Source organism: Prescottella soli (assembly GCF_040024445.1).
GTDB lineage: Bacteria > Actinomycetota > Actinomycetes > Mycobacteriales > Mycobacteriaceae > Prescottella > Prescottella soli.
In genome coordinates, this window is record NZ_CP157276.1 from 3,066,667 (window position 1) to 3,090,226 (window position 23,560).

General features: G+C 68.6%; 21 protein-coding genes. 13 read left to right on the top strand and 8 right to left on the bottom strand.

The window, feature by feature from the left end; translation table 11 throughout:
* Positions 1–5: 5 nt before the first annotated feature.
* Positions 6–800 (bottom strand): LLM class F420-dependent oxidoreductase, encoded by a 795-nt coding sequence (locus ABI214_RS14335; protein ID WP_348603204.1) that lies wholly within the window; start codon positions 798–800, stop codon positions 6–8.
* 87 nt (positions 801–887) lie between these two features.
* Here ABI214_RS14335 and ABI214_RS14340 point away from each other — a divergent pair, with 87 nt between their 5' ends.
* From ABI214_RS14340 to ABI214_RS14370, 7 genes are all read left to right on the top strand, one after another.
* Positions 888–1,382 carry a nitroreductase family deazaflavin-dependent oxidoreductase gene (locus tag ABI214_RS14340; protein ID WP_348603205.1) on the top strand — a complete coding sequence of 165 codons (495 nt, stop codon included), beginning with the start codon at positions 888–890 and terminating at the stop codon, positions 1,380–1,382.
* A 100-nt stretch (positions 1,383–1,482) separates the two neighbouring features.
* The gene (locus tag ABI214_RS14345; protein ID WP_348603206.1) at positions 1,483–2,565 is read left to right on the top strand and encodes an ABC transporter ATP-binding protein; all 1,083 of its coding nucleotides are present in this window, start codon (positions 1,483–1,485) and stop codon (positions 2,563–2,565) included.
* A 132-nt stretch (positions 2,566–2,697) separates the two neighbouring features.
* Positions 2,698–3,984 (top strand): ABC transporter substrate-binding protein, encoded by a 1,287-nt coding sequence (locus ABI214_RS14350; RefSeq protein WP_348603207.1) that lies wholly within the window; start codon positions 2,698–2,700, stop codon positions 3,982–3,984.
* Positions 3,985–4,020: 36 nt separating this feature from the next.
* A complete protein-coding gene (locus ABI214_RS14355; protein WP_431357151.1) occupies positions 4,021–5,112 on the top strand; it encodes a carbohydrate ABC transporter permease in 1,092 nt (363 codons plus the stop codon).
* Positions 5,112–6,083: a carbohydrate ABC transporter permease gene (locus tag ABI214_RS14360; protein WP_348603208.1), complete on the top strand. Its 972-nt coding sequence runs from the start codon at positions 5,112–5,114 to the stop codon at positions 6,081–6,083. Before ABI214_RS14355 ends, ABI214_RS14360 begins: the two co-directional genes overlap by 1 nt.
* Before the next feature lies 1 nt (position 6,084).
* Positions 6,085–6,282: a hypothetical protein gene (locus tag ABI214_RS14365; protein ID WP_348603209.1), complete on the top strand. Its 198-nt coding sequence runs from the start codon at positions 6,085–6,087 to the stop codon at positions 6,280–6,282.
* Between the two features lie 240 nt (positions 6,283–6,522).
* Positions 6,523–8,820 carry a transglycosylase domain-containing protein gene (locus tag ABI214_RS14370; protein WP_348603210.1) on the top strand — a complete coding sequence of 766 codons (2,298 nt, stop codon included), beginning with the start codon at positions 6,523–6,525 and terminating at the stop codon, positions 8,818–8,820.
* Positions 8,821–8,862: 42 nt separating this feature from the next.
* Here ABI214_RS14370 and ABI214_RS14375 read toward each other — a convergent pair whose 3' ends face one another.
* The 4 genes from ABI214_RS14375 to ABI214_RS14390 all read right to left on the bottom strand — a co-directional run bounded on the left by ABI214_RS14375 (position 8,863) and on the right by ABI214_RS14390 (position 13,082).
* The gene (locus ABI214_RS14375) at positions 8,863–10,392 is read right to left on the bottom strand and encodes an MFS transporter (protein WP_408586955.1); all 1,530 of its coding nucleotides are present in this window, start codon (positions 10,390–10,392) and stop codon (positions 8,863–8,865) included.
* Positions 10,393–10,759: 367 nt separating this feature from the next.
* Positions 10,760–11,830: an ABC transporter permease gene (locus ABI214_RS14380; protein WP_348603211.1), complete on the bottom strand. Its 1,071-nt coding sequence runs from the start codon at positions 11,828–11,830 to the stop codon at positions 10,760–10,762.
* Complete coding sequence (locus ABI214_RS14385) at positions 11,827–12,684, bottom strand: ABC transporter ATP-binding protein (protein ID WP_348603212.1); 858 nt, start codon at positions 12,682–12,684, stop codon at positions 11,827–11,829. The genes ABI214_RS14380 and ABI214_RS14385 overlap by 4 nt, the downstream gene beginning before the upstream one ends.
* The gene (locus ABI214_RS14390) at positions 12,681–13,082 is read right to left on the bottom strand and encodes a GntR family transcriptional regulator (RefSeq protein WP_348603213.1); all 402 of its coding nucleotides are present in this window, start codon (positions 13,080–13,082) and stop codon (positions 12,681–12,683) included. Before ABI214_RS14390 ends, ABI214_RS14385 begins: the two co-directional genes overlap by 4 nt.
* Positions 13,083–13,257: 175 nt before the next feature.
* Here ABI214_RS14390 and ABI214_RS14395 point away from each other — a divergent pair, with 175 nt between their 5' ends.
* From ABI214_RS14395 to ABI214_RS14405, 3 genes are all read left to right on the top strand, one after another.
* Positions 13,258–15,402, top strand: a complete 2,145-nt coding sequence (locus ABI214_RS14395; protein ID WP_348603214.1) for a transglycosylase domain-containing protein — start codon at positions 13,258–13,260, stop codon at positions 15,400–15,402.
* A gap of 142 nt (positions 15,403–15,544) precedes the next feature.
* Positions 15,545–17,167 (top strand): hypothetical protein, encoded by a 1,623-nt coding sequence (locus tag ABI214_RS14400; protein ID WP_408587040.1) that lies wholly within the window; start codon positions 15,545–15,547, stop codon positions 17,165–17,167.
* A 90-nt stretch (positions 17,168–17,257) separates the two neighbouring features.
* Positions 17,258–18,928 carry a hypothetical protein gene (locus tag ABI214_RS14405; protein WP_408586951.1) on the top strand — a complete coding sequence of 557 codons (1,671 nt, stop codon included), beginning with the start codon at positions 17,258–17,260 and terminating at the stop codon, positions 18,926–18,928.
* Here the strand turns inward: ABI214_RS14405 and ABI214_RS14410 are convergent, their stop codons facing one another.
* The 3 genes from ABI214_RS14410 to ABI214_RS14420 all read right to left on the bottom strand — a co-directional run bounded on the left by ABI214_RS14410 (position 18,929) and on the right by ABI214_RS14420 (position 20,228).
* On the bottom strand, positions 18,929–19,327 hold the full coding sequence (locus tag ABI214_RS14410; RefSeq protein ID WP_348611639.1) for a class I SAM-dependent methyltransferase: 399 nt from the start codon (positions 19,325–19,327) through the stop codon (positions 18,929–18,931).
* Positions 19,327–19,524 carry a class I SAM-dependent methyltransferase gene (locus ABI214_RS14415; protein WP_348603215.1) on the bottom strand — a complete coding sequence of 66 codons (198 nt, stop codon included), beginning with the start codon at positions 19,522–19,524 and terminating at the stop codon, positions 19,327–19,329. Before ABI214_RS14415 ends, ABI214_RS14410 begins: the two co-directional genes overlap by 1 nt.
* 107 nt (positions 19,525–19,631) lie before the next feature.
* Complete coding sequence (locus tag ABI214_RS14420) at positions 19,632–20,228, bottom strand: TetR/AcrR family transcriptional regulator (protein ID WP_348603216.1); 597 nt, start codon at positions 20,226–20,228, stop codon at positions 19,632–19,634.
* Between the two features lie 94 nt (positions 20,229–20,322).
* Between ABI214_RS14420 and ABI214_RS14425 the strand changes: the two genes are divergently transcribed.
* Genes ABI214_RS14425 through ABI214_RS14435 form a run of 3 tightly spaced genes read left to right on the top strand, consistent with a single transcriptional unit; the run spans position 20,323 to position 23,380 of the window.
* A complete protein-coding gene (locus ABI214_RS14425; protein ID WP_348603217.1) occupies positions 20,323–21,555 on the top strand; it encodes an acyl-CoA dehydrogenase family protein in 1,233 nt (410 codons plus the stop codon).
* Positions 21,552–22,619 carry a phosphotransferase family protein gene (locus ABI214_RS14430; RefSeq protein WP_348603218.1) on the top strand — a complete coding sequence of 356 codons (1,068 nt, stop codon included), beginning with the start codon at positions 21,552–21,554 and terminating at the stop codon, positions 22,617–22,619. The genes ABI214_RS14425 and ABI214_RS14430 overlap by 4 nt, the downstream gene beginning before the upstream one ends.
* Positions 22,619–23,380: an SDR family oxidoreductase gene (locus ABI214_RS14435; RefSeq protein WP_348603219.1), complete on the top strand. Its 762-nt coding sequence runs from the start codon at positions 22,619–22,621 to the stop codon at positions 23,378–23,380. Before ABI214_RS14430 ends, ABI214_RS14435 begins: the two co-directional genes overlap by 1 nt.
* The last annotated feature ends 180 nt before the right edge of the window (positions 23,381–23,560 follow it).

A 23,560-nucleotide genomic window follows, 5' to 3' on the forward strand; every position in this document is an offset into this window, starting at 1 on the left:
CCGGTCTACGCGAGTCCGGACAGTTGCGGTGGCGTGTGCTCGTCGCGCCACGCGATCGCCTCGCGGAGCGTGGTGAGGTCGTAGTCGGGTCCGCTGCAGTTCGTGGTGAACAGCGTGACGCCGGCATCGACGTACGCCGGCGCGAGATCCGCGCCCGGCCACCACGTCGACCGCTCGATCTCGTGCGGATCGCGCTGGACGTCGCCGCAGTGCTCGCCGAGGATCGCGGACTTGCGGACGAACTCGTCACGCTCACCGAAGCCGTGCCAGATGTCGGCGTACTCGGCGACCAGGCGCAGCGTCTTCTTCTCGCCGCTGCCGCCGATCAGGATCGGGATGTCGCGCGTCGGAGCGGGATTGAGCTTGCCGAGCCGGGAGGTGATGCGCGGCAGGTACTCCCCGAGCAGCTTGATCCGCGCTCCCGGGGTGCCGAACTCGTAGCCGTACGCGTCGTAGTCCTTCTCGAACCAGCCGGCGCCGATGCCGAGGATCAGCCGTCCGCCGCTGATGTGGTCGACGGTGCGAGCCATGTCGGCCAGCAGGTCCGGGTTGCGGTAGCCGCCGCAGCTGACGAGCGCGCCGATCTCCACCCGCTCGGTCTGCTCGGCCCACGCGCCGAGCATCGTCCAGCACTCGAAGTGCGCGCCCTCCTGATCGCCGTACAGGGGGAAGAAGTGATCCCAGTTGAAGACGACGTCGGCGCCGGCGTCCTCGGCGCGCATCACGGCGTCGCGGATCATGCCGTAGTCGGGGGCGTGCTGGGGCTGCAACTGGATGCCGATACGCACGGGACGGGTCATGCGGAACTCCTTCGCGCCGGGACTCGCATCTCACGGTATCCCCGCGATCGATCCGCTGCACGCAGTTGGAGGCGCACACTGGGAGACGTGCGGATCACCGAGCGCCCCAACCCGCCCACCGGCTGGAAGCGGCGGTTCTTCCGCATGCCCATCACGCTCTACCGGTGGCATCTCGGTGCGCTGCTCGGGCGCCGGTTCGTACTTGTCGAACACGTCGGGCGCCGCAGCGGCCGGACGCGGCAGGTGGTCCTCGAAGTGGTCAACCACGACGAGGTGCGCCACGGCGCGCCCGACGGCTGGGTGGTCGCCGCCGGGTTCGGGACGACGTCGGACTGGTACCGCAACCTGCACGCACATCCTCGGGCGCGCGCCCAGGTGGGTCGGGACACGACCGCCGTCGACGCCGAGTTCCTGGACGCCGATGCCGGCGGCGAGCTCATGGCGCACTACGGCAGTGCCCACCCCGGACTCGGGGCGCGGCTGTGCTCGACGATGGGCTTCGAGGTGGACGGCAGCGAGGCCGACTTCCGTGAGGCGGGCCGGAACATTCATTTCGTGCGGCTGCGGCCCGTGCGCGGGTGATGATTCGCGCCGCCGCGTATGCCTATGCTGTGCCCCGCACACCCGTGCACCCTCACTCGGATCGTCCGGCACGTTCCTGCCGGTGAAGGGACCGCTCCACATGGCTTCGGTGACATTCGACAAGACCACGTGCCTTTTCCCGGGCGCGACGACCCCCGCGGTCGACAAGCTGGACCTGCACATCGAGGACGGCGAGTTCCTCGTGCTCGTCGGCCCGTCGGGCTGCGGCAAGTCCACCTCGCTGCGCATGCTCGCGGGCCTCGAGGAGGTGTACGACGGTCGCATCCTCATCGGCGACCGGGACGTCACCGCGCAGGAACCCAAGGAACGCGACATCGCGATGGTGTTCCAGAACTACGCGCTCTACCCGCACATGTCGGTGGCCGAGAACATGGGCTTCGCGCTCAAGCTCGCCAAGACACCCAAGGACGAGATCAAGCGCCGCGTGCAGGAGGCGGCGAAGATGCTCGACCTCGAGCCGTACCTGGACCGCAAGCCCAAGGCGCTGTCCGGTGGCCAGCGGCAGCGCGTCGCGATGGGCCGCGCGATCGTGCGGCAGCCGCAGGTGTTCCTGATGGACGAGCCGCTGTCGAACCTCGACGCGAAGCTGCGCGTGCAGACCCGCACCCAGATCGCGCAGCTGCAGCGCCGACTCGGGACCACCACCGTCTACGTCACCCACGACCAGGTCGAGGCCATGACCATGGGCGACCGGGTGGCGGTCCTCAAGGACGGCATCCTGCAGCAGTGCGCCCCGCCGCGTGAGCTCTACACCCGACCCGTCAACCAGTTCGTCGCCGGATTCATGGGCTCGCCGTCGATGAACCTGCTGACCCTGCCGGTCAGCGACGCCGGGGTCGTGATCGGCGAGACGGTCATCCCGGTTTCCCGTGAAACCATCGCCGAGATCCCCGAGGGGCAGGTCGTGCTGGGCATCCGGCCCGAGCACCTCGAGCTGGCGCCGAACGGCGAGGGCATCCAGATGGACGTCGACGTCGTCGAGGAACTCGGCGCGGACGCCTTCGTGTACGGGCGCACCGGTCTGGGCGGACCCGGACAGCACGAGCTGGTCGCGCGGGCCGACTGGCGGAAGCCCCCGCGCCGCGGTGACCGCGTGAACCTGCACGTCGAGCCGTCCGCGGTGCACCTGTTCTCCGTTACCGACGGTCGTCGCCTGGGGTGATCCTGACCGATCCAGTCTGGGGGTAATGACCGAAATCGGGTCCCGTTCGTGCGAGAGTGAGCGGCGACATATGCCTCGGTCCGGTGGAGCTCTTGTCCGCAGGGCCGGAGACGTCTATCTGAAAGGTGGACCATGCGTTCTTTCAATACGCGTACGAGGGTTGCGGTTGCGGCCTCGGCTGTCACGCTGCTCGCGCTGGCCGGTTGCTCGAGTGACAACGGTGGGGGCGGCACCAGCGCCGCCGACGCTGCCACGCAGAACCTCGACGGCCGCGGCGCGATCTCGTTCGCTATGGGCAAGAACGACACCGACAAGCTGCAGCCGGTGATCGCGAAGTGGAACGCGGCGCACCCGAACGAGCAGGTCTCGCTCAAGGAGCTGCCCGGCGAGGCGGACGACCAGTACGACAAGCTCGTCCAGTCGCTGCAGGCCGGTAACTCCGACTACGACGTGATGGCGCTCGACGTCGTCTGGACGGCCGGCTTCGCCGCGAACGGCTGGCTGCAGCCGCTCGAGGGCTCGCTGGCCATCGACACCACCAACCTGCTGCAGTCGACGGTCGAGACGGCCACCTACCGCGGCAAGCTGGTCGCGGGTCCGCAGAACACCAACGCGCAGCTGCTGTACTACCGCACCGACCTGACGCCGCAGGCGCCCGCGGACTGGAAGGCGCTCACCGACAGCTGCGCCGTCGCCAAGGACAAGGGCGTCCAGGACTGCATGGTCACCCAGCTCAAGCAGTATGAGGGCCTGACGGTCAACACCACGCAGTTCATCAACTCGTGGGGCGGCGCGGTCGTCGGCTCCGACGGCAAGACCCCCGAGGTCACGTCGCCGCAGGCCAAGGCCGGCATGCAGGCGCTGGTCGACGCCTACCAGGGTGGCCAGATCGCGAAGCGTTCCACCGGCTTCACCGAGGAGGAGACCAACCTCGCGTTCGTCGGCGGCGAGGCGATGTACGCCTACAACTGGCCGTACATGTGGGACAACGCGCAGAAGGACGGCTCCAAGGTGAAGGGCAACGTCGGCGTCGCGCCGATCGCCGGCCCCGCCGGCGCAGGTGCGTCGACCCTCGGTGGCTACAACAACGGCATCAACGTGTTCTCCAAGAACAAGGCGACCGCGCGTGACTTCATCGCGTTCGTCCAGAACGACGAGAACCAGATGTCGTTCGCGGACGCGTCGTTCCCGCCGGTCCTGAAGTCGGTCTACGACGACCCCGCCCTGCAGGCGAAGTACCCGTACCTGCCCGCGCTGAAGGCAGCCCTCGAGAACGCGAAGCCGCGTCCGGTCACCCCGAACTACAAGCAGGTCTCGAAGGCCATCCAGGACAATGCCAACTCGGCGCTCACCGGTGCGGTGACCGTCGACAAGGCCGCCACCGACATGGCCGCAGCGATCACCGCCGCGAACCAGTAGGCACCCGTTCGATCACGAGAGATCAGGTAACGCACGATGGCTGACTCTGCTGAGCTGAGGCGAGCAGACGAGGCCCGCGCCGTGGTCGGAGTCGACGACTCCGACCACGGCGACCGCGCTTCCGAGCGCGAGGCGCCCGGTTCCGGGCGCACGGGTCACGACGACGAAACTCCGACGAGCGCGCCGCGCAAGCGCGACCTGCGTCCGATCTGGCTGATCGCGCCGACGATGGCGATCCTGGCCGTCGTCATCGTGTACCCGGTGATCCGCGCGGTGATCCTGTCCTTCCAGGACAACAAGCACGTCGACCCCGACACCGGGGTCTTCGTCCAGGGCGGGTTTGCCGGATTCAAGCACTACCTGCAATGGCTCGTGCAGGACTGCGGCGCCGGCGCCGGTTCGTGTCCGCCCGGCACCCTGGCGCACGACTTCTGGCCCGCGCTGGGCGTGACCCTCTTCTTCGCCGTCGTCACCGTCACGATCGAGGTCCTCCTCGGTCTGTGGATGGCGACGATCATGGGCAAGACGTTCTGGGGGCGCTCCCTGCTCCGCGCGAGCGTGCTGATCCCGTGGGCCATTCCCACGGCGGTCACCGCGAAGCTGTGGTTCTTCATCTTCGCCGAGAACGGCATCGCCAATAAGCTGCTCGGCACCTCGATCGCCTGGACCACCGACCCGTGGGCGTCGCGGTTCGCGGTCATCATCGCCGACGTGTGGAAGACGACACCGTTCATGGCGCTGCTGATCCTCGCCGGCCTGCAGATGATTCCGCAGGACGTCTACGAGGCCGCCAAGGTCGACGGCGCAACCGCGTGGCAGCGGTTCACCAAGATCACCTTGCCGTTGGTCAAGCCGGCGCTGATGGTCGCGGTGCTGTTCCGCACTCTCGACGTGCTGCGCATGTACGACCTGCCCGCCATCCTGTCCGGCACCTCCGGTGCCACCCCGAACACGACGCTCTCGATCCTGGTGGTCGCCGACATCCGGCAGGGCCACTTCCAGAGCGCGTCGGCGCTGTCGACGTTGATCTTCCTGCTGATCTTCGCGGTCGCGTTCGTGATGGTGAAGTTCCTCGGCGCCAACGCGGTGCGCACCCAGGACGAGCAGCGGAAGGGGGCTGATCACTGATGGGACGCCACAGCAAGCCCGAAGACCTCGACGATCACGAGGTCGGTCCGGAGGCTGCCGTCGAGCGGTCGACGTCGACCTCGGTGGCCGTCGCCGAGCCGCCGGTCGCCGCACCGGCCCCGAGCAAGCCGCGCCGTCGCACCGACCGCGGAAAGGCCGCGCGCACCTATCTCGGTGTCGCGATCATCCTCATCTGGGGATTGGCGCCGTTCTACTGGATGGTCGTCACCGCGTTCCGGCGCTCCGACCACACCTTCGACACGACGCCGTGGCCGACGTACCTCACGCTCGACAACTTCCGGGCCGCGCTGGCCACCGACAAGGGCAACGACTTCCTCGGCGCGATCGTCAACAGCCTCGTCATCGGCGCGGTGACGACGGCCGTCGGTCTGCTCCTGGGTGTGTTCACCGCGTACGCGCTCGCCCGGATCGAGTTCCGTGGCAAGTACATCGTCACCGGCGTCATCCTGGGCGCGTCGATGTTCCCGACCGTCGCGCTGATGACGCCGCTGTACCAGCTCTTCGGCGACTTCGGCTGGATCGGCCAGTACCAGGCGCTGATCATCCCGAACATCTCGTTCGTGCTGCCGCTGACGATCTACACGCTCACGTCGTTCCTCGCGGACCTGCCGTGGGAACTCGAGGAGGCCGCCCGGATCGACGGCGCGAGCCGCTTCCAGGCGTTCCGCCTGGTGATCCTGCCGTTGGCCGCGCCGGCGCTGTTCACCACGGCGATCCTCGCGTTCATCGCGACGTGGAACGAGTTCATGCTCGCGAGCCTGCTGTCGACGGAGAAGACCGAACCGGTCACGGTGGCGATCGCCCGGTTCGCGGGTGCCAACGCGTGGGAGCAGCCGTACGCGGCGATCATGGCCGCCGGCACGATCGTGACGATCCCGCTGGTGATCATGGTGCTCGTGTTCCAGCGCCGCATCGTCTCCGGTCTCACCGCGGGCGGCGTGAAGAGCTGACATGCCCTCCGGCAGGCCGTCACGGGGACGCCAGTCCCTCGAGATGCTCATCGGCATCCTCGGTTTCTTCACCTTCATGTCGTTCGTCGCGGCGGTCGTCCCGATCGTGCGCGGCGAGCCGTCGGTGACGGCGTCGCTGGTGCTGCTGGCGTGCGTCGTCCTGCTCGGCGGCGCGATCGTGCTGCATCGTCGGAGCTGACCCCGGCACTCCCCCTTCCCGCGTTTTGCGCACTTATCGGTGCTGAACGGGCCCTCGGGGCAGCGATAAGTGCGCAAAACGTGATGGCAGCGCGTCGGGTATGTCGCGTCCGTCCTCGCTCCTCCGGTGATTGGCGTGCCGTCCACGCGTCGAAGTGCAACGATCGAGGGACGACCGGATTCGACTGACCCCGGTTGGGGACCGGTTGAGTCGCCGCCTGCGGACCGGAAGCTCACGCGCGTGAATCCCACGAGCAGCACGAAGCCCGATAAACCCCGACGGCCCCGGCGTGGCCACCGATCCCGCCGCCGCACCGCCCTGCGGATCGTCGCACTGATCGTGATCGCGCCGCTGGTCCTGCTGGTTGCCGCGTATCTACTGGCCGATGTCCCGAGCCCGGGGCAGATGCGTCCCAACCAGGTGGCCACGATCCTGGCGTCCGACGGTTCGACGGTGGTCGCGAAGGTGGTGCCACCGGAGGGCAACCGCAGCGAGGTGCCGCTCGAGAAGGTCCCCGGGTACGTCCGCAATGCGGTGCTCTCGGCGGAGGACCGCGACTTCTACTCCAATCCCGGGTACTCGATCTCCGGGTTCCTGCGGGCCGGGCGCGACAACGTGCTGGGGCGCGCGAGCGCCGGCGGCGGTTCGACGATCACGCAGCAGTACGTGAAGAACGCGCTGGTCGGCACCGACCGGAACGTGATCCGCAAGGCCCGCGAACTCGTGGTGTCGGCGAAGATGGCGCGCCAGTGGTCCAAGGACGAGATCCTGGAGGCCTACCTCAACACGATCTATTTCGGACGCAACGCGTACGGCATCGGGGAGGCGTCCCACGCGTTCTTCGGCAAGCCGGTCGACCAGTTGACGCTCGCGGAGGGCGCGGTGCTGGCCTCGGTGATCCAGAGTCCGTCCGCGCTCGATCCCGCCACCGACCCGGACGGGCTCAGGGCGCGGTGGAACTACGTGCTCGACGGGATGGTCGACATGGGGGTGCTCGCCGCCGCCGAGCGTGCGAACACCCAGTTCCCGGAGGTGCTGCCGGCGCCGCCGTCCGACGTCGCGCCGGGACCTGAGGGGCTGATCCGGACGCAGGTGGCTCAGGAACTGCAGGCGGCCGGGATCAGCCAGCGCGACCTCGACACCGGCGGGCTGCAGATCACCACGACGATCGACGCGAAGGCGCAGCAGGCCGCGGTGGACGCGGTGGACCGGACCCTGGCCAAGCAGCCCGACCAGCTGCGGGCGGCGGTCGTGTCGATCGACCCCCGGTCGGGGGCGGTGCGGGCGTACTACGGCGGCGCGGAGGGTGCGGGCTTCGACTTCGCGCAGGCCGGGCTGCAGACGGGCTCGTCGTTCAAGGTTTTCGCCGCGGTCGCGGCCCTCGAGGACAAGGTGCCGTTGACCACCCAGTTCAGCAGCGCGCCGCTGACGGTCGGCGACCTGACCATCAAGAACGTGGAGGGCGACACCTGCGGGACGTGCAGCCTCGCGGAGGCCCTGAAGCGGTCGCTCAACACCAGCTACTACCGGCTGACGCTGTCGATGGAGGACGGCGCGCAGAAGATCGCCGACGCCGCCCACCAGGCCGGCATCCCCAAGCAGATCCCGGGAGTCGACCACGAGAGCCTCACCCAGCTCGGTGGTCCCCCGGAGACGGGAATCGTGTTGGGTCAGTACCAGACCCGGCCCATCGACATGGCGTCGGCGTACGGGACGCTCGCGGCGTCGGGGAAGTTCCACCCGCCGTACTTCGTCCAGAAGGTGGTCGACGCGGACGGCCGGGTCCTGCTCGACCGCCAACCGTCCGACGGCGAACAGCGGATCGATCCGGCCATCGCGGACACCGTCACGCAGGCGATGGTGCCCATCGCCGGCTATTCGCGGAACCACAATCTCGCGGGCGGCCGGGCGTCCGCCGCGAAGACCGGCACCGCGCAGCTGGGTGACACCGGCGAGAACAAGGACGCGTGGATGGTCGGGTTCACGCCGTCGCTGTCCACCGCGGTGTGGGTGGGGACCGCGGAGGGCAAGGCCATCGAGACCAGCGGGGGCGGAGCGATATACGGCTCCGGTCTCCCCTCGGACATCTGGAAGGAGACGATGGACGGCGCACTGGCGGGCACCGCCAACGAGCAGTTCGCGTCGCCCCAGCAGTCCGGGGCGCCGTCGACGGGTACCCCCTCGACCGGCTCCTCCTCGGCCGGAAACTCCGCGGTCGGCACCACCGAACAGGGCTACACCGAGCAGGCGCCGACCCGGCAGCGGTCCACGCAGACGTCTGAGGAGGAGCCGGAGTGGTCCGCTCCCCCGGCACGGACACAGGCACCGGTGCAGGAGGCGCCGGTCCCCCAACAGCAGAGCATTCCACCGCAACAGCAGTGGAATGCTCCTGTGCCACAACAGCAGCAGGCGCCTGTCCCCGCTCCGCAGGCGCCTGCTCCCGCTCCCCGACCCCCGGCACCGGCACCGGCACCGGCGCCCGCGCCGGCGCCGGGGATTCAGATCCTCCCCGGGGTGACTATTCCGCTCCCGGGCTGAGTTCGATTCGCCGAGTGGATAACTCGGAAGACAGCAGGGCGATCAGTGGCCACCGACGAACACGGTGTCGGCTGCGCTGCCTGCGTCGCCCGGAACCTGCACCTGCTCGATGCGGCGGGGCAGCAGCAGGGCGACGACGGCACCGATGACCGCGACGACCGCACCGATCATGAACGCCACTTGGAAGCCCGACTCGAGGTAGAACGTGTAGCCGCCCGTCATCTCCGGCGGGATCGGCGCGATGTGCGAGTTGTTCATCACGGTGAAGACGATGACCGGCAGGATCGCGGGGAAGATCGACTGGGACAGCGCGACGACTGACGCGGTGCTGGCCTGAAGCTGCGGCGGGACGGCCTCGATGAGCAGGTTCGGGATGGCCGCGTAGCCCATGCCCATACCGAGGCCGAAGATGCCGGCGAACAGGATCAGCGTCGGCTTGGAGTCGTGGATGTTCGAGACGAGCGCGAAGGCGACAGCCATGAGCACCAGGCCGATGATCATCAGCGGCCGCGGGCGGACGTTGCGTCCGACCAGCATGCCGACGATGAGGCCACCGATGACCACCATCAGGCCGATCGGGGCGTTGAACATTGCGAAACCTTCTGCGTCGACACCGAATCCGTAGCCGAGGCCCAGGACCTCCGGGGTCATCACCATCATCGGGAGCAGGATCGTGAAGATGGCGCTACAGCCGTAGACCAGGCCCGCGCCGAGCGTGGTCAGCAGGATGGGACGGCGGCTGAGGACGTCGAGGTCGATGAGGGGATCACGCAGCATCCGCGCAGACACGATCCACGCTGCCAGCAGGACCAGGCCGCCGATCAGGAAGGCCAGGGTCGAGCCGGCCTTCCAGCCCCATGTCGGGCCGAAGCTGACGGCGACGAGCACGCCGGCGACACCGGCGCCGAGGAGTAGTGCGCCGACGAAGTCGAGGCGAGCCGGCGTCCGCAGATTGGATTCGTCGGTCGAGAGGATGATGAGAGCGCCGATGACGACCAGGCAGATCACGAAGAACCAGAAGATGCTGCGGAAGCCCCAGTTGTCGAGCAGCCAGCCCGTCAGGAACGGTGCGGGAACCGCGATGAGGCCCATGCCGCTGGTCGCGATGCTGACAGCGAGTGCCACCGACTTCGCCGGGAAGACGTCACGGATGAGCGAGTAGCTGAGGAACAGCGTCGGAACCATGAGGCCGGCCATCGCACGGCCGGCGATCATGACGCCGTAGCTCGGTGCGATCGCGGAGACGAACGAGCCGACGATGGACACTGCGACGCAGGCCAGCAGCATCAGGCGCTTGCCGTGCATGTCGGCCAACTTGCCGAGGAGAGGCGCGGCCACCGCGCCCACCAGCAGGAACGCCGTCAGCATCCAGGCACCCTGGGTGGTCTGGTAGTGCCCTGCGATCTCCGGCAGGGCGGTCGAAACCATCTGGTAGCTGACGGAGAGCACTTCGAGTAGCAGCACGAGCGAGGCCAGGGAGAGGACGAGTCGGGGCGTCCAACCCCCCTCTCGGGTGGCAACCGTCGGGGCGACGGGCGGCGACATCTCGCCGTCTGAGTGGGTGGTGACCATCCGTGGAATCCTTTCAGATGCCAATAAGAAACAGGCCCAAGTGTTTTCGGGCAGGGGGGAGTCTCTGGAGCAGATGGACGTGCGACCACGCCCACCGTGGCACCCTCGGCCGGCTGACGGTGCCCTCACATCACACTGGCGTCCAAACAGTGACGCCAGTCACATGCCCGTTCAGTGGGACAATTCGTGGCCGCGATCAGATCGGTGCTCTACCTAACGAATTCGCCTCGCCGTCAGCGCTATTGAGCGCCTGAGTGCCACAAGTGGTCGTATTCGAGCGATTTGTCGGAATTGCCACGCGCCGTACAAGAAAACGCTCGACGCCGGTATCCGGCGTCGAGCGTTTGTTTGGCGATCGGGCGGTGCGTCAGGGGCGCAGTCTGCGCAGCGCCCACATCGAGGGGATCAGCAGCAGGGCTGAGAGTGCGAGGGCCAGTGCGGCTTCCGTCAGCTGGAAGCGGCGGAAGAGGCTGTCGGAGTGGTAGCGGACCTCGTAGTGGTCGGCGCCGTGTTCGCGGAGGCAGTCGGTGTACTGTCGCTCCTGCGCAGCCCAGACTGCGTCCATCCGGGCGTTGTAGGCGGCGAGAGTCTCGTCGGGCCGTTCGTTCTCCTCGGAGGACCAGTAGGACAGATCGCACGTGTCGTAGTCGATCCGGACGGGCCGACCGCCGACATCGACGAGACCCGAGCTCAGAATCCACGACGCGAAGCCGTCGTTGGAGGGCTCGTACGACACGTAGCGTCCGGTGCGCGAGTCCAGCGCATGGCTGTCGACGGTCGCCTCCGCATAGTGCGGTCGGGCCCCGGCCTGGAATCCGACGAGCACCGCCGCCATCGCGATCACCGTCACCGACATTGCCCCGAGCGTGTTGCGGAGCAGCAGTGCGACGCAGCTGCCGAGGATCAGCGCCAGCAGTGTGTACGCCCCCGCGACGAGTCCTGAGGACTGGAACAAGGGGAAGGTCAACTGGGAGTGACCGCCGGTGAACCGGCCTGTGCCGAACGCGAGGTTCGACGACTCCGATGGGGTGAAGGACCATTCGAGGGCCGACCCGAGGAGCGCCATTGCGCCGGTGACGGGACCGAAGACGACCAGCACCCGCATCCAATACCAGCGCGTGCGGCTGACATCTTGGGTCAGTCCCAGGACATGGCTTCCGCGCTCGATGTCGCGGGAGAACGCGGTGACTCCGACGAGCACACCGAGTAGTACTGGCAACGTCACCGTGACGAGGCTGATCGTGGTGAGCGTCGACGCGGCCCAGCAGGTGCGCGAGTCATCGGCCGTTGTGCACCGGAACATGTTGCCGAATGCCGCTGGGTTCTCGGATGCCCGGACAATCAGTCCGCAGACGAGTGCCACGACTGTCAGTGCCAGGATCGCGCCGACCGCGGCCAGGATCGTCGTCCGATGCTGCCGCCAGGTAACCCAGATCATGCTGCCTCTTCGTTGATGGTGGTGAGGTAGGCCAGGACGATGTCGTCGAGGTTCGGGGGCGCCACGCGCCAGCCGTTGCCGGCCGTGGGGCGCGGACCGCGCACGAGGTGGGTGCGTCCTCTCGACTCGACGACCGCGCCGGTGCCGATGACGTCGGACGGGTCGGATGTGCCGGTCAGGAGGTAGTGCCCGTCGAGGAGGTCGTCGAGCGCCCCGGTGAGCCGGGCCTGGCCGGCTCCGAGGATCACCAGCCGGTCGGCGATCTCGGCCACCTCCGACAGGACGTGGGACGACAGCACGATGGTGGTGCCGCGCTCGGCGGCGTCTTCCATGAGCGTGCGGACGACGGATCGTCGTGCCAGCGGGTCGAGTTCGGCCAGTGGCTCGTCGAGCAGGAGCACATCGGGGCGGCGGCCCAGTGCCAGTGCCAGCGCGATGCGGGTGCGGTGTCCGGGCGACAGCGTCTTCACGCGTGCCGACAGCGGGATCCCGGCCTCGGTCACCAGTGAGGTCGCATAGTCGTTGTCCCACTGGGTGTTCGACTTCTCGCCGAACAGGAGGGTGTCGGCGACCGTGAACCCGCGGTACAGCGGCTTGTGCTGCGCGACGTAGGCGAGTCCGGGCACGATCCCGTTTCGGCCGGGGCTGCGTCCCAGCACCGTCACCTCTCCGGCGTCGGGCTCGAGCAGGCCGACGGCGATCGACATGAGTGTGGACTTGCCGGCCCCGTTGGCGCCGACGAGCGCGGTGATGCTGCCGCGCTCGACGTCGAATGAGCAGCCCCGCAGTGCTTCCGTTCGGCGGAACTTCTTGTGTACGTCGCGCACCGTCAGCGCGCTGCCTGCCTCGCTCATGTGAACTCTCCTGTGTCCTCGCCGAATTCGCTGTCCAATGCCGCCGTCACCAGGGCCTCGAGGTCCGACCGCTCGAGCCCCGCGGCCGCGGCCTGACGTGCCCACGTCGCCAGCTCCGCCTGCAGCGCCTGCCGTTCGGCCATGCCGGGCTTGAGCAGCGACTGGGTCACGAACGTGCCCAGCCCGGGCCGGGCTTCGACGAGTCCCTCGTTCTCGAGTTCCCGGTAGGCCTTGAGCACGGTGTTGGGGTTGATCGTCACGGCGGCGACCACGTCCTTCGCGGTCGGAAGTCGGTCGCCCGGTTTCAGGTCGCCCAGCCGCAGGGCCTGCTTCACCTGGAGCACCAGCTGGACGTACGCGGGGATCCCGGATCGACGGTTGATGTGGAACTCCACCATCGAATCTCCATTTCACTACAACAATAGTGAAATAGAGGTTGCACTGGTCGCCGCCCGATGTCAACCTGTTCGGGAGGTTTGCGGGGGTCACTGCGTGTCGCGGCAAATGCGGCCCGAGCGCACTGGGCAGTGCGAAAATTCGGACGAGTGTACTGATTGGGACGGAAGTTCGATTGTGAATTCAACCAACACCGGCGGCGCCGCCAAGCGCAAGACTGCGCCGGACCCGAAGGCCAAACGCCGGAAACCTCGCCGCAAGGGCCGCCGGATCGCGCTGTGGGTGAGCCTGTGTGTGCTGGTCCTGCTCATCGTCACGCCGCTCGTCGCCTTCGGTGTCGCGTACAAGGACGCAGACGTGCCGCGCCCGGGCGACATGAAGACCAACCAGGTGTCGACGATCCTCGCGGCCGACGGGAGCACCGAGATCGCCCGGATCGTGCCGCCGGAGGGCAACCGGACCGAGGTCTCGATCGACCAGATCCCGCTGCCGGTGCGTAACGCCGTGCTGTCCGCCGAGGACCGCGACTTCTACACCAACCCCGGCTTCTCGATCTCCGGGTTCGCGCGGGCCGCGCGCGACAACGTCCTCGGTCGCGACAGCGCCGGCGGTGGCTCCACGATCACCCAGCAGTACGTCAAGAACACGCTGGTCGGATCCGAGCGGTCGGTGAGCCGCAAGATGAAGGAGCTGGTCATCTCGTCGAAGATGGCCCGCGAGTGGTCCAAGGACGAGATCCTGGCCGCGTACCTCAACACGATCTACTTCGGTCGCGGTGCGTACGGCATCGCCGCCGCGTCCAACGCGTACTTCGGGAAGCAGCTCGCGGACCTGACGGTGAGCGAGGCGGCGGTGCTCGCCGCGGTGATCCAGAGCCCGTCCAGCCTCGACCCCGTCACGAACCCCGAGGCGCTGAAGGCGCGCTGGAACTACGTGCTCGACGGCATGGTGTCGATGTCGGCGCTCTCGTCGGCCGAACGCCAGTCCATCGAGTTCCCGTCCGCGCTGCCGGCCGCCCCGGCGGCGGATTCGGGCGAGGCGCCGGGGCCGGAGGGGCTCATCCGCGCGCAGGTGCTGCGCGAGCTCGCGGCTGCCGGGGTGAGCGAGCAGGACCTCAACACCGAGGGCCTCCAGATCACCACGACCATCGATCCGAGGGCACAGCAGGCCGCGATCGACGCCGTCGCCGACACCTTCGAGGGTGAACCGGAGAATCTGCGGACCGCCGTGGTGTCGATCGATCCGAAGTCGGGTGCGGTGCGGGCCTACTACGGCGGCGCGGACGGCAAGGGCTTCGACTTCGCGCAGGCCGGCCTGCAGACGGGATCGTCGTTCAAGGTGTTCGGCCTGGTTGCGGCACTGCAGCAGGACATTCCGCTGTCCCAGACGTACGACAGCTCCCCGCTCTCCGTCTACGGGGTGACGATCAACAACGTCGAGGGCGAGTCGTGCGGCAAGTGCACCATCGCCGAGGCGCTCAAGCGCTCCCTCAACACGAGCTTCTACCGGCTGACGCTGGGGATGGACGACGGCGCCCAGAAGATCGCGGACGCCGCCCACCAGGCCGGCATCCCCGAGACGGTCCCCGGCTGGCAGTACCCGACGCTCACGCAGGAAGGTGAGTCGCCGGAGAACGGAATCGTGTTGGGCCAGTATCTGTCCCGGCCCATCGACATGGCGTCGGCGTACGCGACGCTCGCGGCGTCGGGCATCTACCACCAGCCGTACTTCGTGCAGAAGGTGGTGACGGCGGACGGCGTGGTGCTGCTCGACCGTCCGGCGTCGGAGGGCGAGCGCAGGCTCGACGCCGCGGTCGCCGACAACACCACCCAGGCGATGCTGCCGATCGCGGCGTACTCGCGCGGACACGGGCTGGCCGGCGGTCGCCCGTCGGCGACGAAGACCGGCACCGCGCAGCTCGGCGACACCGGAAAGAACAAGGACGCGTGGATGGTCGGCTACACGCCGCAGCTGTCCACCGCGGTGTGGGTCGGCACGGCCGACGCGAAGGCGATCGAGAACAGCTGGGGCGGGCTGGTGTACGGCTCGGGTCTGCCGGCGGACATCTGGAAGAAGACGATGGACGGTGCGCTCGAGGACGCCCCGGTCGAGAAGTTCCCGTGGCCGGCTCCGATCGGCGGCCAGGCCGGTGTTCCTGCCTACACGGGTGTCGGCTCGGGTACGGCGACGCCCACCCCCGCCCCGGGCGCGGCGAGCCCGCCGGCGCTGCCTCAGTTGCCGCCGATGCCGCAGCTGCCGGCCCCGCCGCCGGGTCGTGTCATCGAGATCCTGCCGGGCGTCAAGATCACCCTGCCGGGGTGATCCGGCGGGCGACCCGCGGTAGTGACATGGGTCAAGTTCCACGCCGCACGTGGCCTATCTCTGATTGAAGTTTCAATGAACGGAGGGTCTACTCGTGGTCGTGTCCGAATCTGCGCGTCGTCGTACGTCGTCCGTATCCCGTCTGCGCGCGCCGCTGGCGGCCGCCGCCGCGGTGACCGGGCTCCTGGTCTCCGCGCCGGTCGCCGGCGCCGACCCGGCGACGGGGCCGGCGTCCTGTGTCCCGTTCGGCACCGCGCAGCTTCCGCCCGGCACGCCGGCGACCGGGGCGCGGGACGGGCTGGAGATGCTGCCCGTGTTCACCGGCGCCGACGCGCCCGCGTCGGTCGAGCTACGCACGCAGACAACCCAGTTCAACGGGTTCTGGGACTTCTCCCTGGTCGACGGCGCACTACTCGCCCGGCCGCGGGCGTCGACCGGTGCGAACACCGAGCCGTGGCGGTACGCACCGCTGCCCGAGTGCCTGCGCAACCGCCTGGTGGGCATCTCGGTGGACGACGACGAACTGATCGCCGTCGACGCGGACGGCTGGATCTACACGATGGACAACGTGGCCCACGCGCCGCTGCTGTGGAACTGGACGTCGGCGTTCGGGGCACCGCTGTGGTTCGGGGAGGGGCAACGCGTCGCCGGGCAGGCGTCGGGCACCTGGGCGCTCAGCGTCTCGTCTCCCTGGGACAACCAGACCTACGTCGACGCCGACGGCCGCATCCACCATGTGGGGCTGGGCAAGATGACGATGGTGCCGTCGCTCACCGGGGACGGCAGCCGGATCACGTACGCTGACCCGTGGCTGCCGAACGACGACAGCTACGAGATCGGTGGACCGCTCGGTGGGCGGTTCCGGTCGGTCGCGTTGTCGTCGGCGGGGTCGACCACGTTCGTGACGAACGAGTACGGCGACATGTTCACGCGCAGCTTCGATTTCGATGCCGCCGGTTCGGATTCGGTGTTCTTCCGCTACAGCTGGGACGGCCAGGACGGCAAGCCGACCGCCCCGAACCTGTTCGCGGAGTACCTGGATCGGGACTACGCGGCGATCCGGCTGCCGGCGCAGGACTGGGTGCGTCAGCCCAAGATCCCCGGAGAGATCACCTCGGCGATCAGCGTGCACTCGACCGGGGTCGGACCCGGGGCCCGGGAGCTGCGGGTCGCGGGGAGGAACGACGGCTCGACGGGCTTCTGGCACAAGGACCTGAACGCGCCGACGTGGGAATTCACCGCGACCGGGGCCGACCTGCCGGGCACGCCGCTCGAGAACTCGCCGCGGGACCGTTCCGCCGAGACGCTGGCGCCACCGGCGCCGTGGAACCTGTCCGCGTCGCTCCCCGCTCGCGACACGCTCGTCGACGGGCAGTTCCTCATCGACGTGGGTCTGCCGTATTCGCTGATCGATCCGCGTCTGCTCGATCAGGCTGGGCTGCAGGCCGGTCCGTCCGGGTACCGGCTCTCGATCGATCACTTCGATCCCGTCGCGACGACGCGTGAGGCCACGGTGACGGCGCCGGACGGGACGCGGATCCCGGTGGTCGTGCACACCGCGGACGGTCTGCGGTTCGCGCCGCGGGGTGCCGGACTGGATTCGCAGCCACGGCATCTCGTGGGTGCGATCGAGATCCCGCAGTCGGCGTTCGACTCCCGCGGCGGCGATCCGGTGCTGGACGCTTTCGTGCGGGATTGGATGCGCGACAAGCGGATTGCCCCGATTACCCTGAGTGCCACGGACCACGACCTGGTGGTGCGCTGACCTGGCGAGGTTACGAGTTCGCGAATGGTGTGCGTCACACACGGGTGTTGAAATGTAACAAACGGTCGGTCGGCTGATATATCCGAGAGCGTGAGTGATCGTGCCCGCCATACGCGTTTCCCGTCCCGTCTTCGTCTCCGTGCGCCCCTCGCGTGCGCTGCGGTGGTCGCCGGGTTGGTGACGACGGCGCCCGTCGCCGTTGCGGAGCCCGCATCGAGCGGACCGGCGTCGTGTGTACCGTTCGGCACCGCGCAGTTGCCCCCGGGCCTGCCCTCGATGGGCGCGCGCGACGGTCTCGTCAACCTTCCTGTGTTCGTGGGCAACAACGCTCCGTCGTCGGTCGAGTTGCGCACGCAGACAACGCAGTTCAACAAGTTCTGGGACTTCTCCCTGGTCGACGGCGCGCTGCTGACCCGGCCGCGATCGTGGACCGGCGGCAACACGGAGCCCTGGCGATACGCGCCGCTGCCGGAGTGCCTGCGGGGCAGGCTGGTCGGCATCTCCGCCGACGACGACGAGCTGGCTGCAATCGACGCCGACGGTTGGATCTACACGATGGACAACGCGTCGCAGACCCCGCTCACGTGGAACTGGACGTCCGCATTCGGTGCCCCGATCTGGACCGGCGGCGGCAAGCAGCTGCTCGGCGGCGCGCCCGGGCAGTGGGCGCTGAGCGTCGCGTCGCCGTGGGACAACCAGACGTACGCGGACGTCGCAGGCCGCCTGCACTACTACGGCCTGGCGAAGATGACGATGGTGCCGTCGCTCACCGGCGACGGCAGCCGCATCACGTACGCCGACCCGTGGCTGCCCATCGACGACAGCTACGAGATCGGTGGTCCGCTCGGTGGCCGGTTCCGGTCGGTCGCGTTGTCGTCGTCTGCGTCTACGACGTTCGTGGTGAACAAATACGGCGACATGTACACGCGGAACTTCGATCCCGACGCGTCGGGATCGGACTCGATCTTCTTCCGCTACAACTGGGACGACCAGTCCGGCAAGCCGACCGCACCGAACTCGGCGTTCGAGTCGTGGTTCAAGGGATACGCCGCGATCCAGTTGCCGGCGCAGGATTGGAAGCGCCAGCCCAAGATCCCCGGCGACATCACGTCGGCGATCAGCGTCCATTCCACCGGAATCGGTCCGGACGCACGCGAACTCAGGGTCGCCGGCCGTCGGGACGGCGTCACCGGCTTCTGGCACAAGCAGCTGAACGCGCCGGCGTGGGAGTTCACCGCGACCCGGGCCGACCTACCCGGGACGCCGCTCGAGAACTCGCCGCGGGACCGTTCCGCCGACACGCTGGCGCCACCGGCGCCGTGGAACCTGTCCACCACCCTGCCGTCGCGGGACGCGTGGGTGGACGGTCAGGTGCTGGTGGACAGCGTGCTGCCGTACTCGATCCTCGATCCGCGGCTGCTCGACCAGGTGGGGCTGCACGCCGGTCCGTCCGGGTACCGCCTGTCGATCGATCACTTCGATCCCGTCGCGACCACGCGCGCGGCCACGGTGACGGCGCCGGACGGGACGCGGATCCCGGTGGTCGTGCACACCGCGGACGGTCTGCGGTTCGCCCCGCGGGGAGCCGGACTGGATTCGCAGCCACGGCATCTCGTGGGTGCGATCGAGATCCCGCAGTCGGCGTTCGACTCCCGCGGCGGCAATCCGGCGCTCGAGGCTTTCGCGCGGGACTGGATGCGCGACAAGCGGATTGCTCCGATCAGCCTGAGCGCCACCGACACCGATCTGGTCGTGCGCTGATCACGGGAGTCGGCTGCCGCTGCGCATCAGCAGGTGGCCGCGGCGGTACCGTTCCGCCGCACGCGGCGCCCGCAGCATCCGGCCGACCTCGATGAATCCGGCTTCGACGGCCAGCCCCGCGAGGTCGTCGATCGGCCACCGGTAGGCCGTCGTCACCTGGTGGTCGAATGTCGTGACCGGCGCGCCCTCCGACTCGAAGAACGCGAGCAGGAGGTGGCCGCCGGGCGTGAGTACCCGCCGGAACTCGGCGAAATACGAGGGCATGTCCTGGGGTGGGGCGTGGACGATCGAATACCAGGCCACGATGCCGCCCAACGTCCCGTCGGCGAGATCCAGCGCATCCATGGATCCGACCTCGAACCGCAGGTCGCGGTAGGTCTCGCGGGCGAGACCGACCATCACCGGGGGTCGACGCCGAAGACCTCCAGTTCCAGGTCCCGCAGGTGCGCGGTCACACGTCCGGGGCCGCAGCCCAGTTCGGCGACGGGTCCCGAGCCGGTGGCCCGTGCGAGTTCGGCGAACGCGGCGAGCGCCGCGCGGTCCAGCGGCAGCGTATCGAGCTCGTTGCGGGCGAGTTCGGCGTAACGAACGGCCACGGCGTCGCAGGCCTCGGCTGTCCCTCGGAGATGCGGGGAGGATTCGGTCACAGGCGAGGACATTAGAGCCTGTCCCGCCGCGCCGCCGCCCGATCTGTCGGACAGGCCTAGCGGCCGTGCGGAATCGGCAGCGCCGCGATCGCGCGGTCGACGACGTCGTCGACGGTGAAGGTCGGCTCGGTGGTCCGGTCGATGGCGAGGCTCTCGACCATCGACCACCAGCCGCGCAGCAGCATCCGGGTCGCGGGGGTCGGTTCGGTGCCGGTGGCCTCGAGGGTCCGGTGGACCATGGTGTTCTTCATGTGTTCGCGGATCTCCCGGATCTGCGGGTCGGCGCCGAAACCGCCGTGGAAGAACGACTGGTAGTTCGCGCCGTGCCGGTCGATGAACGAGACGAACGCGTGCACGATCGCCCGCAGTTGGTCGGCGGTTGGGTCGGCCGCGTCCGGCACGGCGGCACGCAGCAGGCGCCGCGCGGCCGCGCCCACGACCGCGACGTAGTAGTCCTGCTTGGTCGGGAAGTACCGGAACAGCAGTCCGCGGGAGATGCCGGCCTTCTCGGCCACGTGGTCGATCGACAGCGCATGGATGGGGCGCGTCGCCAACTCCTGCAGGCCGATCGCGACGAGTTGCCGCTTGCGCTCCTCCGGGGGCAGCCGCCGCCGCGCGGTGGCCGGCCCGGGGGCTGCGGTTTCGGTCGACACGAGATGACACCGTCCAGGATCTTGATTGCGGGGCAAGTCTACGTTTAGGTTAACTGAGCAATGCTCAGTTAGTCGCGACGTCACGGAGGCTGGCATGGATTTCGCCCAGAGCGCCCGGTCGAAGGAGTACCTCGACCGGTTGCGAGAGTTCATCGCGACCGAGGTCGCCCCGGTCGAGGCGCGCCTGCGGGCCGAGCGGGTGGCGCCGTTCGCGCAGCGCGCCGACGTCTCCGGCGCGGCGATGTGGCAGGTGTCCGACGAGTTCCGCGCGCTGCAGGCCGAGGCCCGCGCGCGGGGCCTGTGGAACCTCTTCCTGCCGGACACCGAACTCGGCGCCGGCCTGAGCAACGTCGACTACGCCCCGCTCGCCGAGGAGATGGGCCGCTCCCCCTTCGTCTCCGCCGTGTTCAACTGCGACGCCCCCGACACCGGCAACATGGAGGTGCTCTACCACTACGGCAGTGCGGAGCAGAAGGAGCGGTGGCTGAAGCCGTTGCTGGACGGCGAGATCCGTTCCGCGTTCTGCATGACCGAACCCGACGTCGCGTCGTCCGACGCCACCAACATGGCCGCGACGGCCGTCGTCGACGGTGACGAGGTGGTGCTGAACGGGCGCAAGTGGTGGAGCACCGGCATCGGTAGCCCGGACTGCAAGATTCTCATCTTGATGGGCCTCACCGATCCGGAAGCGCCCAAGTACCAGCGGCATTCGATGGTGCTGGTACCGATCGACACCCCCGGTGTGAAGGTCGAGCGAATGCTCTCGACCATGGGCTTCTACGACGAGCCCGGCGGGCACGGCGAGGTGTCGTTCACGAACGTGCGGCTGCCGCTCGGCGCGATTATCGCCGGTCCCGGAAGGGGATTCGAGATCGCGCAGGGTCGACTCGGGCCGGGGCGCGTGCACCACTGCATGCGCCTGGTCGGCCTCGCGGAGGCGGCGCTCGAGCTCGCGATCCGCCGCGGCACCGAGCGCGTCGCTTTCGGCAAGCCGCTGATCAACCTGGGCGGCAACCGTGAACGCGTCGCCGACGCCCGCATCGCCATCAACCAGTTGCGGCTGTTGGTGCTCAACACCGCGTGGCTCCTCGACACCGCGGGCATCGCGGGTGCGCGGTCGGCGGTGTCGGAGATCAAGGTCGCCGCGCCGCGGGTGGCGCAGCAGGTGATCGACTTCGCGATCCAGATCCACGGCGGCGGTGGGCTGTCCGACGACTTCCCGCTCGCCGGTGCGTGGACGGCGGCGCGGGCGCTGCGGCTCGCGGACGGACCGGACGAGGTGCACCAGGGCCTGGTGGCCCGCTTCGAGTTGGGCAAGTACCTGTGACCGCCCAGCTGCCCGACAACGCGCGAACCGTCCGCGACGAGGACGCCTTCGACGTCGACGCCGTCGCGCGGTGGTTGCAGCACAACGCCTCCGGGGATTTCGGCGGTGTTCCCGAGGTGCGCCAGTTCGCCGGCGGCGCGTCGAACCTGACGTATCTGCTGCGCTACCCGGACCGCGACCTGGTGCTGCGTCGACCCCCGGCGGGGGCCAAGCCGTCGTCCGGGCACGACATGGTCCGCGAGTACCGCATCCAGTCCCTGCTCGCGCCGGTGTACCCACACGTGCCGGCGATGGTGGGGTTGTGCACCGATCCGTCGGTGCTGGGCAGCGACTTCTACGTCATGGAACGCGTCGAGGGCACCATTCTGCGGTCCGCTCCCCCGGCCGAACTGGGGCTGACCCCGGAGAACACGCGGGAGCTGTGCCTGCGTGTGATCGACCTGTTGATCGAACTGCACGGCGTCGACCCGGCGTCGTCGGGGCTCGACGAGTTCGGCCGCGGCACCGGCTATGTCGCCCGCCAGGTCGCGGGCTGGACCAAGCGCTACGCCGCCGCCCGCACCGACAACGTCCCCGACTTCGCCCGGGTGACGAGGTGGCTCGCCGACAACCAGCCGGCCGACGTCGCCTCGCGGGTGATCCACGGCGACTTCCGGCTCGACAACGTCGTGCTCGGCGACGACCTGCGGCCGCGGGCTGTCCTGGACTGGGAGCTGGCGACGATCGGCGACCCGCTGATGGATCTCGGGTCGAGCCTGGCGTACTGGGTGCAGGCCGACGACCACCCGATGATGCTGGCCACCAAGCGTCAGCCGTCGGACCTGCCGGGCATGCTCACCCGGCGCGAGATCGTCGAATACTACGGCGAGCGAACGGGTCTGCCGGTCGACAACTGGCGCTTCTACGAGGTGTTCGGCTTGTTCCGGCTCGCGGTGATCGCGCAGCAGATCTACTACCGCTACCACCACGGGCAGACCACCAATCCGGCGTTCGAGCACTTCTGGATCGCCGTGGGCTACCTGGACACGCGCTGCAACGAACTGATCGACACGGAGGGCAAGTAGTGAGCAGCCGTACCACGCGCAGGAACATTCTCATCACGGGCGCGAGTTCGGGCCTCGGACGGGGCATGGCACGCGAATTTGCCTCCCGGGGGAGCAATCTCGCACTCGCCGCCCGGCGCACCGAGCGGCTCGAGGAACTGCGCGACGAACTCCTGGCAGCACACCCGAACATCACGGTCGTGATCCGGCGGCTCGACGTCGACGTCCACGAGCAGGTGTTCACCGTGTTCCGGGAGTTCGACGAGGAACTGGGCGGCCTGGACCGGGTGATCGTCAACGCCGGCCTCGGTAAGGGGCAGCCGTTGGGTACGGGCTACTTTCGTGCCAACGCCCAGACCGCCCGCACCAACTTCCTCGGCGCGCTGGCACAGAGCGAGGCGGCGCTCGAGCTGTTCCGGCCGCGGAACGCCGGCCACGTGGTACTGATCTCGTCGGTGAGCGCGGTGCGCGGCATGCCGCGCAACCTCACGACGTACGCGGCGTCCAAGGCGGGTGTCGCGGCGCTCGGCGAGGGCATGCGCGCCGACCTGGCGAAGACCGGCATCGGCGTCAGCACCATCTTCCCCGGCTTCATCCGGTCGGAGATCAACGAGAAGGTGAAGAAGGTGCCGTTCATCGTCGACACCGAGACCGGCTGCCGGGCCCTGGCCGCCGCGATCGAGAAGGAGCCGAACAAGGCGTACGTCCCGACGTGGCCGTGGGCGCCGCTGTCGATGGCGATGAAGGTGCTGCCGCTGTCGGTGGTCTCGAAGATGGCCTAGCGCGATTCCACCGCCGACCGGTGGCCCGCACGCAGAAAGCGCCCTGACCTGTACGTTTGCGCAATACCGGTCGGTTCATATCCGGGTGAGATAAAAATTCGATAACGCTCGACGGATTGATATCGTTTCGTTACTCTTTTGTGACGGTCCCTCATGGGAGCGCCGCTCCCTGGGGCCGAT

What these genes read in the sequence shown, in the direction of transcription:
- ABI214_RS14380 (WP_348603211.1), bottom strand. Translation starts at nt 11,830, where the DNA reads ATGATCTGGGTTACCTGGCGGCAGCATCGGACGACGATCCTGGCCGCG.
- ABI214_RS14350 (WP_348603207.1), top strand. Translation starts at nt 2,698, where the DNA reads ATGCGTTCTTTCAATACGCGTACGAGGGTTGCGGTTGCGGCCTCGGCT.
- ABI214_RS14385 (WP_348603212.1), bottom strand. Translation starts at nt 12,684, where the DNA reads ATGAGCGAGGCAGGCAGCGCGCTGACGGTGCGCGACGTACACAAGAAG.
- ABI214_RS14335 (WP_348603204.1), bottom strand. Translation starts at nt 800, where the DNA reads ATGACCCGTCCCGTGCGTATCGGCATCCAGTTGCAGCCCCAGCACGCC.
- ABI214_RS14410 (WP_348611639.1), bottom strand. Translation starts at nt 19,327, where the DNA reads ATGGTCGGTCTCGCCCGCGAGACCTACCGCGACCTGCGGTTCGAGGTC.
- ABI214_RS14345 (WP_348603206.1), top strand. Translation starts at nt 1,483, where the DNA reads ATGGCTTCGGTGACATTCGACAAGACCACGTGCCTTTTCCCGGGCGCG.
- ABI214_RS14375 (WP_408586955.1), bottom strand. Translation starts at nt 10,392, where the DNA reads ATGGTCACCACCCACTCAGACGGCGAGATGTCGCCGCCCGTCGCCCCG.
- ABI214_RS14355 (WP_431357151.1), top strand. Translation starts at nt 4,021, where the DNA reads ATGGCTGACTCTGCTGAGCTGAGGCGAGCAGACGAGGCCCGCGCCGTG.
- ABI214_RS14365 (WP_348603209.1), top strand. Translation starts at nt 6,085, where the DNA reads ATGCCCTCCGGCAGGCCGTCACGGGGACGCCAGTCCCTCGAGATGCTC.
- ABI214_RS14425 (WP_348603217.1), top strand. Translation starts at nt 20,323, where the DNA reads ATGGATTTCGCCCAGAGCGCCCGGTCGAAGGAGTACCTCGACCGGTTG.
- ABI214_RS14390 (WP_348603213.1), bottom strand. Translation starts at nt 13,082, where the DNA reads ATGGTGGAGTTCCACATCAACCGTCGATCCGGGATCCCCGCGTACGTC.
- ABI214_RS14360 (WP_348603208.1), top strand. Translation starts at nt 5,112, where the DNA reads ATGGGACGCCACAGCAAGCCCGAAGACCTCGACGATCACGAGGTCGGT.